General features: G+C 66.0%; 11 protein-coding genes and 1 pseudogene. 1 reads left to right on the plus strand and 11 read right to left on the minus strand.

The features are described from left to right. The 11 genes and pseudogenes from EBS11_RS27270 to EBS11_RS27320 all read right to left on the minus strand — a co-directional run. Positions 1–201, minus strand: a pseudogene (locus EBS11_RS27270) (GNAT family N-acetyltransferase); the annotation flags it as partial. A gap of 14 nt (positions 202–215) precedes the next feature. Further along, positions 216–572: a hypothetical protein gene (locus tag EBS11_RS27275; protein ID WP_290608447.1), complete on the minus strand. Its 357-nt coding sequence runs from the start codon at positions 570–572 to the stop codon at positions 216–218. Between the two features lie 160 nt (positions 573–732). Further along, positions 733–1,095, minus strand: a complete 363-nt coding sequence (locus EBS11_RS27280; RefSeq protein WP_290608449.1) for a hypothetical protein — start codon at positions 1,093–1,095, stop codon at positions 733–735. Next, positions 1,092–1,457, minus strand: coding sequence for a hypothetical protein (locus EBS11_RS27285; protein WP_290608451.1), 366 nt, complete (start codon positions 1,455–1,457; stop codon positions 1,092–1,094). Before EBS11_RS27285 ends, EBS11_RS27280 begins: the two co-directional genes overlap by 4 nt. Positions 1,458–1,481: 24 nt before the next feature. Further along, on the minus strand, positions 1,482–2,288 hold the full coding sequence (phnE, locus tag EBS11_RS27290) for a phosphonate ABC transporter, permease protein PhnE (RefSeq protein ID WP_290608453.1): 807 nt from the start codon (positions 2,286–2,288) through the stop codon (positions 1,482–1,484). Further along, complete coding sequence (locus EBS11_RS27295) at positions 2,285–3,118, minus strand: ABC transporter permease (protein WP_290608456.1); 834 nt, start codon at positions 3,116–3,118, stop codon at positions 2,285–2,287. The genes phnE and EBS11_RS27295 overlap by 4 nt, the downstream gene beginning before the upstream one ends. Further along, a complete protein-coding gene (locus EBS11_RS27300; RefSeq protein WP_290608458.1) occupies positions 3,112–3,924 on the minus strand; it encodes an ATP-binding cassette domain-containing protein in 813 nt (270 codons plus the stop codon). Before EBS11_RS27300 ends, EBS11_RS27295 begins: the two co-directional genes overlap by 7 nt. A gap of 112 nt (positions 3,925–4,036) precedes the next feature. Beyond that, positions 4,037–4,903: a putative selenate ABC transporter substrate-binding protein gene (locus EBS11_RS27305; RefSeq protein WP_290608459.1), complete on the minus strand. Its 867-nt coding sequence runs from the start codon at positions 4,901–4,903 to the stop codon at positions 4,037–4,039. 28 nt (positions 4,904–4,931) lie between these two features. Continuing rightward, positions 4,932–5,996, minus strand: coding sequence for a selenide, water dikinase SelD (gene selD / locus EBS11_RS27310; protein WP_290608461.1), 1,065 nt, complete (start codon positions 5,994–5,996; stop codon positions 4,932–4,934). Positions 5,997–6,041: 45 nt separating this feature from the next. After that, positions 6,042–7,133, minus strand: a complete 1,092-nt coding sequence (mnmH, locus tag EBS11_RS27315) for a tRNA 2-selenouridine(34) synthase MnmH (RefSeq protein ID WP_290608463.1) — start codon at positions 7,131–7,133, stop codon at positions 6,042–6,044. A 92-nt stretch (positions 7,134–7,225) separates the two neighbouring features. Further along, complete coding sequence (locus EBS11_RS27320) at positions 7,226–8,353, minus strand: NAD(P)/FAD-dependent oxidoreductase (RefSeq protein ID WP_290608465.1); 1,128 nt, start codon at positions 8,351–8,353, stop codon at positions 7,226–7,228. Between the two features lie 97 nt (positions 8,354–8,450). Here EBS11_RS27320 and EBS11_RS27325 point away from each other — a divergent pair. After that, positions 8,451–8,761 (plus strand): TetR family transcriptional regulator (locus EBS11_RS27325; RefSeq protein WP_290608470.1); only part of this gene is annotated, 311 nt, incomplete at its 3' end.

Raw genomic sequence — 8,761 nt, forward strand, 5'->3', positions numbered from 1 at the left:
TTGTTCTGCGTCAAAGGCGAGGAAGAAGGTGCGCTGCGGGGTGGGGATGGCGCGCTGCTGCCAGTCGGCATCGGAAAAGCGTGCCGCGCTGGCATGGCTGGCGCCGAAGGCCGTGGGAGCGTCGAGCAGGGCGGCCAGGCGCGCGGACTTCAGCGCCGGCCAGTCGCCGGCGGTGGTGGGGCGGATGAGTATGGGATTCAACGCTGCGGCATTCCTTAACTGGCCGGGGCGGCCGTGGAGGTGGAAATTTTCTTGTACGCTTCGGCCAGCATCGTCACGGTCGCCACGTCGTTGACGCTGCGCGCCTCGATGACCATGTCGCCGGAAGCGATGCTGACATCGCCGTTTGCATAGCTGGCGGGAAAGCGCCGCTCGACGATCTTGCTGGTGAGCACGTTGCGCGTATAGCGCAGGGCGACGAGGTGCTCGCCTTCCTGCTTGATGACGATATAGTTCGGCACGGTAGTGCGTTCCAGTTTCCAGGTACCGATAAAGTCTTCGACAGGGGCGGCGCTGGCGTGGGAGAGCAGCGTGCAGCAGGCGGCAAAGGTGCCGAACAGCAGTTTTTTCATGGTGGCGAGTCGTCCATGCAAGTGTGGGCCGCAGCGGCGGGAATAGTACCGTCATACCTGAATGGCATGGCGCGCATCGCCGGGATGGCGCCAGTGATTTAAGTATTTAATAATATTAACAGGATCGCAGTCTTGTTTGCTGCCGTTCGCGTAAATTTGCTCACGCCATGTTGTACGCGCGTCCTGACAGGTCCAGCAGTGCCCTGGCCTGGGCGACCGCCAGCAAGCCCGCGCGGTAAAAGGCATCGGGCGAGGAGTTGACGTCATCCACCAGCACGGCCGTGATCCACATGCCGCGCTCTGCCAGATAGTGGGGGAAAGCGTCGTTCATGCCCTCGTGCAAGCCTTGCAGGATGGCCACCTGGTATTCTTCGGGACATGCCACCTTCCAATGGATGCCAGCTTGCTGCTTGTCATGAAACTGTATGCGCAATCCTGCCGCGCGCAAGCGCCCGCCCAGGTGCTGGCTGAACCAGGCCAGGTGTTCGACCTGCAGGGGAATCTTGCCAAGTTGAGCTGTCATGCTTGATCCCATAGTTCCACCGTCAGCAACTGGCCTGGCGCGCAGGCGGCGATGCGCTGACCATGCATGGTGATGGTGCCCGGCCAGGCCGTGAGCTTGTCCTGGGGGAATTCGCCCTCCCGCGCTTCGGCGATGCCGGCCTGCAGCAGGGGCACGATGACGTCCGCCGAAGTCGTGTAGCGGTTGGGAAAGCCGTTCGACGACAGCTGGGTCGCCTTGCCGTCGTGGCACTGCTGCGCGATCCAGCCTGCACCGGACAGGCCCGCTTCCCACGTGGCGAGGAAGGCGGCCTTGTTGACTTGCGTCATGTCGGCCATCTGTTCCGGCGTGTCGGTCGAGATGATGGTCCACCAGCCTGACATGGCTACTCCTTCCTGCGGTAGAGATTAACGGGTCATGGCGCGCCGCAGCACGTAGCTGAGGCCGTCGACAGCCGCCACCATCAGCAGCATGGCGACGATGACGGTGGCGGCGCTGGGCATCTGGAACAGGGACAGATGGTATTTCAGCATCTGCCCCAGGCCGCCCGCGCCCACGACGCCGAGGATGGCGGCGGCGCGGATGTTGTTTTCCCAGCGGTACAGGGTGTAGGACATCATCTGCGGGCTGCACTGCGGCAAGGTCGCATACAAAAAAGCGACGGCGGGCCGGGCGCCATTAATGCGCAGGGTGGCGGCCGGCAAGGGCGGACAATTCTCGAAGGCATCGGCAAACAACCGTCCCAGCACGCCCACCGTGTGCAGGGCCAGCGCCAGGGTGCCGGCGAACGGGCCCAGGCCGGCGGCGATCAGCAGGATCGACGCCCACACCAGTTCGGGAATCGAGCGCAGCACATTGAGCACGCCCCGCGTGGCGTTGCGCGCCACGTTGCCGAAGCGCCCGCTGGCGGGCAGGGCCAGCAACGCGCCCAGCACGGCGGCGATCACCGTGCCGATGGCCGACATGGCCAGCGTTTCAAACGTGGCCACGCCGACCTTCATCAAAAAGTTGGGCGCCAGCTCGGGCGGGGCGAAGCCGTGCAGGAAGTCGCGCGTGGAGCGCAGGGCGTCCGCGCTGAAGAACTCGCCCCATTTCAGGGGCAGGGTGGCGAAGCTGGCGATGACCAGCAGCAATAAACCGGCCAGCAAGGCCCAGGTGGACCAGCGCACGGGCGCAGGGGTAGGCAAGCCCGGCAGCATCGCTTTCGTTTTCATGCCAGCCTCCGGCGCAGCATGGCGGACACGGCATCGGCGCCCGCCACCAGCAGCACGAAGACCATCAGCATGGTGGCCAGTTCATTGCCTGCCATCATCTTCATGGATTCATCCATGCGCTGGCCGAGTCCTCCCGCGCCGACAAAGCCCATGACGACGGAGCCGCGGATCGCGCATTCCCAGCGGTAGATGGTGTACGACACGAGTTCGGCGGCCGATTCGGGCAGGGCGCCGTACAGCAAGGCCTTGAGGCGGCCGCTGCCGTTGTGCAGCAGGGCGTTGCAGGCGGCCGCGTCCGACGATTCGAGGATTTCCGCGTAGACCTTGCCCAGCATGCCGCAATACGTGAGGGCGATGGCGATCACGCCTGCCGTCGGACCCAGTCCCACGATGCGCACGAGCAGCAATGCCCATACCAGTTCCGGCACGCTGCGCAGCAGCACCAGCACGGCGCGCACGCCATGGCGCACGCCGGCGGCCAGTGGCGACACCCGCCCGGAACCGATGCGCGAAATCGACAAGCGTTCCGTCACCAGCAGGGTCAGGGGGATGGCGCCCAGCATGGCCAGCGCCATGCCGGCCGTGGCCATGGCGATGGTTTCCCAGGCGGACGTGGCCACCAGTTGCAGGAATTCCGCCGAGTGGGCGGGCGGCACGAAGCTGGAAATAAACTGCCAGGTGGCGGCCAGGCTTTGCGCATCCCACAGTATCCACGGCTTGAATTCGGCCTGCACCAGCATGGGCCACAGCACGAGCAGCACGACGGCCGTGGCGGTCAGGCGGCCGCGCCAGGCAGGGTCGCGCGGCAGGGCGGCGGCGGGCTTCAGCAACGGGGCCTCGCGGCGTCCAGCAGCGTTTCCACGGCCTCGAACTGCGGCGCGGGATCGGCCTTGTTGCGGTACAGCTGCTCTATCATGGCGTCGCTGACTTCGGCGCCAGGCAAGTCGAAGACGATCTTTCCATCGCGCAAGGCAACGATGCGGGGAAAACAGGCGCGGGCGATCTCCACCTGGTGCAGGCTGCATACGAGGGTGGCGTGGCGCTGCGTCGCTTCGGCCTGCAATACGGCGATGGTCTGCAGGGCCAGGGTGGGGTCGAGGGCGGACAGCGGTTCGTCGACGAGGAAGATTTCCGCATCCGACACGAGGGCGCGGGCCATGCCGCAGCGCTGGCGTTCGCCGCCGGACAGGCGGTCGACCCGCGCATACAGCTTGTCCTGCAGGTTGAATTTACCTAAAGCTTCCCACGCGGCGCGCGGGTCGACGGGCGCCAGCAGCGAACGGATGGCCGTCCACAAGCTCCATTGGGGCAGCCGGCCCGCCAGCACGGCGTTGACGACGCGCTGGCGCGGCGGCAGGGGCGGGGTCTGCGGGGCCAGGAACAGGCGCGCGCGCAAGGCGTGGCGTTCACGGCTGGCCAGTTGCCAGGGGGACGTGCCGAGGATGGTCAAGGTGCCGGACGCGGGGCGCAGCGCGCACGCCAGGGTATGCAGCAGGCTGGTCTTGCCGGCGCCCGAGGGGCCGATCAGGGCGATCTGTTCGCCCTGGACCACGTCCAGGTCCAGCTCGCGCAGGGCCAGCGCATGGCCGGCGGCGCCCGCGTGGTGGACGCTGACCTTGTGAAGTTGGAATGTCATGCGTTTGTTGGCTACGATTGCTGGAGAGTTGTTACATCTGTTGAAGTCCGGGGCAAAGAGCCGGGGTCAGACCCGACGGGTCTGACCCCAGATTTCTGCCGCGTGTCGGAAATTACTTCAGCAAACCCGCATTGCGCGCGGCCGCTTCGATATCCTTGTAATTCTCCGCCTTGGTGGGGATGAACTTCGTGGCGCGCTGCAGTTCCAGGATTTCCTTGCCTTCCGGCGTGGACGGGTCCAGGGCCAGGAAGGCGTCCGTCAGCTTCTGGCGCACGGCCGGGTTCATATCGGCGCGCACGCTCCAGTTATAGTCGTAGTAGCCGGGCGTCGTGTAGAACACGCGCACCTTGGCCGGGTCGACCTTTTTCGCTTCCACGAGCTTTTCCCACACGGAAATGTTCAAGGTGCCCGCATCGACCTTGCCGCCGGCCACGGCCGCCACGGTGGCGTCATGCGCGCCGGAAAACGCGATGCGCTTCATGTCCGTGTCCGGGTTGATCTTGGCGGCCAGCAAGTAGTAGCGCGGCATCAAGTGGCCCGAGGTGGACGATTCCGAGCCGAACGTGAAGTTCTTGCCTTTCAGGTCGGACAACTGGTTGATGTCCTTGCTGGTGGTCACAAAAACCGAGCGGAACTTCGTGTCTTCCTCGCGCTGCACCAGGGGCACGATCTTGCCGCCGCTGCGCACGTTCGCTTGCACGAAGGTAAAGCCGCCGAACCAGACCATGTCCAGCTTGTGATTGATCAAGCCTTCCACGGACGCCGCGTAATCGGTGACGGGCGTAAATTCCACCTTCATGCCCAGCTTCTTCTCCAGATAGCTGCCCAGCGGCTTGAACTTGCGCTGCAATTCCGTCGGCGCTTCGTCGGGAATGGCGGACACGCGCAGCACTTGCTGTGCCTGCGCCAGGCCGCTGTGGATGGCGAGGGTGGCGGCGACGGTGGCCAGGATGGCGGGGAATTTAGAGAACGTGGTCATGGGACTGCCTTTGCAAAAAAATGGTTCATTAAATGACGGAAACCCCGGTACTGCCTTCCAGCACGTCGCCGATGACGGTGGCGTCGGCAAAGCCTTCTGCGTGGAAAATCGCCAGCACTTGCTCGACGGCTTCCGGCGCACACGCCACCAGCAGGGGGCCGGCCGTCTGCGGGTCCGTCAGGATGGCCTTGTCGATGGCGCTGAGGCTGTCGGCCAGCGCCACTTGCGCGCCGTAGCCTTGCCAGTTGCGGCCCGAGGCACCCGTGATGTTGCCGTTTTCGGCCAGCTGCTGCACCTGCGGCAGCAGCGGCACGGCATCCATGGCGATGCGCGCCTGCACCTTGGCGCCGCGCGCCAGTTCCAGCGCGTGGCCCAGCAGGCCGAAGCCCGTTACGTCCGTTAGCGCATGCACGCCGTCCAGCAGGGCCAGCTTCTTGCCCGGGGTATTCAGTTTGGTCGTGTTGGCGATCAGGGAGGCGTAGCCGTCCTTGTCCAGCGCATTCTTCTTCAGCGCGGCCGACAGGATGCCCACGCCGATCGGTTTGCCCAGCACCAGCTTGTCGCCGGGGCGCGCGCCCGCGTTGCGCTTCACTTGCGACGGGTGGACGAGGCCCAGCACGACGAGGCCATAGATCGGCTCGACGGAATCGATGGTGTGGCCGCCCGCGATGGGAATGCCCGCCTCGGCGCAGATGCTTTCGCCGCCTTTCAGGATGAGGCCGATGGTTTCCACGGGCAGCTTGTTGATCGGCATGCCGACCAGGGCCAGGGCCATGATGGGCGTGCCGCCCATGGCGTACACGTCGGAAATGGCGTTGGTGGCGGCGATGCGGCCGAAGTCGAACGGGTCGTCGACGATGGGCATGAAGAAATCCGTCGTGGCGATCAGCGCCTGCTCGTCGTTGAGCTGATAGACGGCCGCGTCATCGGAGGTTTCTATGCCGACCAGCAATTCCTTCGGCATGGGAAAGCCGCCGCTGCCTTTCAGGATGTCGGCCAGCACGCCCGGCGCAATCTTGCAGCCGCAGCCGCCGCCATGGGCAAATTCGGTCAACCGGATGGGAGTATTGGGTGTTGCTGCGCTATCGGACATGGTCGTCATCCTGCTCAAAAAAGGTATAAAAGGCGGCGCCGGGGTTCACGCGGCGCTGGCGGTACGGTTGTCGCCGACGATAGCACATAATGCCCGTGCGGCTTGCTCAAAAGCATGTTCGGAAATATCGGGCAAGGCCAGCGGCGTCGCCTGGGCGTAGCGGCTGAAGTTGCGCTGGATCGACTGGCGGTAGACGGGGTCGTAATGCTGCACCAGCAGCTCTTCCACCAGTTCGGCCATGCGGCCCGCCGTCGCCAGGTTTTGCCAATGGGTAATTTTCTCCCTGCCATGCAGCTGCGTCAACAAAGCCAGCTGCACGTTCAGGCGTTCGGCGTCGCCGACGAAATGTTCGTAATCCTGCATCAGCAGCTGCACGCGCTGGGCCATATCGAGCCGTACGTCCGTGCAGGTGGCCGCGCGCATCTTCTCCATCAGCGCGTCGGGCACGCGCAAGCGGCCCACTTTCTTGCTTTCCGATTCGATGAAGACGGGAGATGCGGGGTCAAAATGGCGCAGCTGCTGCCACAGGGCGCTCTCGAAGGCCTTTTGCGAGGGCTGGTCCGCCTCCGGCAAGCCGCCCAGCACGGAGCCGCGGTGGGCCGCCAGGCGTTCCAGGTCGATCACCTGGGCGCCTTGCTGGTCCAGCACCTGCAGCAAGCGGCTCTTGCCGCTGCCCGTGGGGCCGCACAGCACGTTGATGAAATCGAAACGGTCGGGCAGGGTGGCCAGCTCGGCGTTCACGTGGCGCCGGTATTCCTTGTAGCCGCCGTCGAGCTGCGTGACGGGCCAGCCGATGCGCGCGAGGATGTGCACCATGGCGCCGCTGCGGTTGCCGCCGCGCCAGCAGTAGACGAGCGGTTTCCAGTGCTGCGGGTGGCCGAGGAAGCCGTCCTCGATATGTTGCGCGATATTTTTCGCGATCAGCGCCGCGCCCAGCTTCTTCGCTTCGAAGGCGCTGGTCTGCTTGTACAGCGTGCCGACGCGCACGCGCTCTTCATCGTTCAGCACGGGCAGGTTGACGGCGCCCGGCAGGTGGTCTTCCGCGAATTCGGACGGGCTGCGCACGTCGATGATGGCATCGAATTCATGCAGGCGTGGCAGGATGTCGCTGAAGGGAAGAACTGCTGGGTATTTCATCGTGGCACGGACGCTGGGAATGGGGAAAGCCGTATTATCCCCGATAAACGGCGCTGGCGTCGGGGTTTGCGCCGGGGACCTGGCCGATGGGCCTACACGGCTTCCTGCTGCTGTGCAAAGAAGTCGAGCAGGCTGTGCGGGGCGTCGGCGCCAAAGCACAGGCGCAAGACCCGTTCGGACTCGGCCGCAGCCGCGCCGCTGCGGGCGAACAGCGCCGTTTCGTAGGCCTGCAGGGCCGCTTCCACGTCGTGCGGATGCGCGGCCAGCGCCTGCGCCAGTTCCGCGCCGTCGAGCATGGCCAGGTTCGCCCCCTCGCCGGCGGGCGCCATCAGGTGGGCCGCGTCGCCCAGCAGGGTCACGCCCGCTACGCGGGGCCAGCAGTGATCGACCGGCAAGGCATGCACGGGACGAGGCACGGGCGGCGTGTCGGCATCCGTGATGAGGGCCGTGAGGGCCGGCGCCCAGCCGTCGAATTCCGCCGCGATGCGGGCACGGGCCGCAGGGGGATCGGTGAAATCGATGGCGGCCAGCCATTCCTCGGGCTTGCTCAGTGCCACATAGGCGTGCAGCACGCCATCGGCTTCGCGGTGGGCCTGGATGCCCTTGCCGGGCGCCAGCGCGAACAGGGCGCCGCCGCCCACGGCGCGCGCGCTGGCCGGGTGGCGGCGGTCGCTGTCGTGCAGATAGGTTTCGATGAAGGACACGCCCGAGTATGCGGGCTGCGCGCCCGACAGCAAGGGCCGCACCCGCGACCAGGCGCCGTCCGCGCCCACCAGCAGCTGGGTTGTTGCCGTGGCGCCATTCGCGAAGTGGACGAGGTGCTGGCCGTCCTCCATCACCGTGATGGACGCCAGCTTGTGGCCCCAGCGCACGGTGCCCCCCGGCAGCGCATCGAGCAGCAGATGGCGCAGGGCGCCGCGGGGCACTTCCGGCCGCCCGCCCGTGCCGTCGTCGCCTTCGTCGAGCAGGACCGTGCCATGCCGGTCGAGCACGCGGCTGGCCTGGCCGCCCGCATGGATGAGGGCGCGAAACGCGTCATGCAGGCCGGCCGCCTGCAGCGCCCGCTGGCCGCTCTCCGCATGGATGTCGAGCATGCCGCCCTGGCTGCGCGCCTGCGGCGAGGCGTCCGCTTCATAGATGGTGGCGGCGATGCCGTGGACGTGCAGCACGCGGGCGAGCATCAGCCCGCCCAGGCCCGCGCCGATGATGGTGATATGCATGATGCTCCTTGCAGGTGGCAATGGCTTGTTGATATTTTAGTGGAACGTCGTTCCATAAGAATTTTGCGGCAAGCCCCCATCTGTGTCAAGATAAGCGATGCTGAAAAATGTAGCGACACCATCAAGACGCGCCGCCTCGCTGACGCGCGACGCCATCATCGATGCGGCCATTGCCCTGCTGGATGCGGATGGCGAGGCCGGCCTGACCTTCCGCGCCCTGGCCACGCGCCTGGCCACGGGGGCGGGCGCCATCTACTGGCACGTGGCCGACAAGGACGATCTGTTTACGGCCGCCAGCGACGCCATCGTCGCCCGCGCCATGGATGCCGTGCCGCTGGGCGAGGCGCCGCAGGCGGGCATCCGCGCCGTGGCGCTGGCCGTGTTCGAGGCCATGGATGCGCATCCATG

Origin of the sequence: Janthinobacterium sp., assembly GCF_009923995.1 — a bacterium.
Taxonomy (GTDB): domain Bacteria; phylum Pseudomonadota; class Gammaproteobacteria; order Burkholderiales; family Burkholderiaceae_D; genus Janthinobacterium.

Bases quoted from the DNA above. Each gene is read 5' to 3' on its own strand.
- EBS11_RS27275 (WP_290608447.1), bottom strand. From the start codon at position 572: ATGAAAAAACTGCTGTTCGGCACCTTTGCCGCCTGCTGCACGCTGCTC.
- EBS11_RS27280 (WP_290608449.1), bottom strand. From the start codon at position 1,095: ATGACAGCTCAACTTGGCAAGATTCCCCTGCAGGTCGAACACCTGGCC.
- EBS11_RS27285 (WP_290608451.1), bottom strand. From the start codon at position 1,457: ATGTCAGGCTGGTGGACCATCATCTCGACCGACACGCCGGAACAGATG.
- phnE (WP_290608453.1), bottom strand. From the start codon at position 2,288: ATGAAAACGAAAGCGATGCTGCCGGGCTTGCCTACCCCTGCGCCCGTG.
- EBS11_RS27300 (WP_290608458.1), bottom strand. From the start codon at position 3,924: ATGACATTCCAACTTCACAAGGTCAGCGTCCACCACGCGGGCGCCGCC.
- EBS11_RS27305 (WP_290608459.1), bottom strand. From the start codon at position 4,903: ATGACCACGTTCTCTAAATTCCCCGCCATCCTGGCCACCGTCGCCGCC.
- selD (WP_290608461.1), bottom strand. From the start codon at position 5,996: ATGTCCGATAGCGCAGCAACACCCAATACTCCCATCCGGTTGACCGAA.
- mnmH (WP_290608463.1), bottom strand. From the start codon at position 7,133: ATGAAATACCCAGCAGTTCTTCCCTTCAGCGACATCCTGCCACGCCTG.
- EBS11_RS27320 (WP_290608465.1), bottom strand. From the start codon at position 8,353: ATGCATATCACCATCATCGGCGCGGGCCTGGGCGGGCTGATGCTCGCC.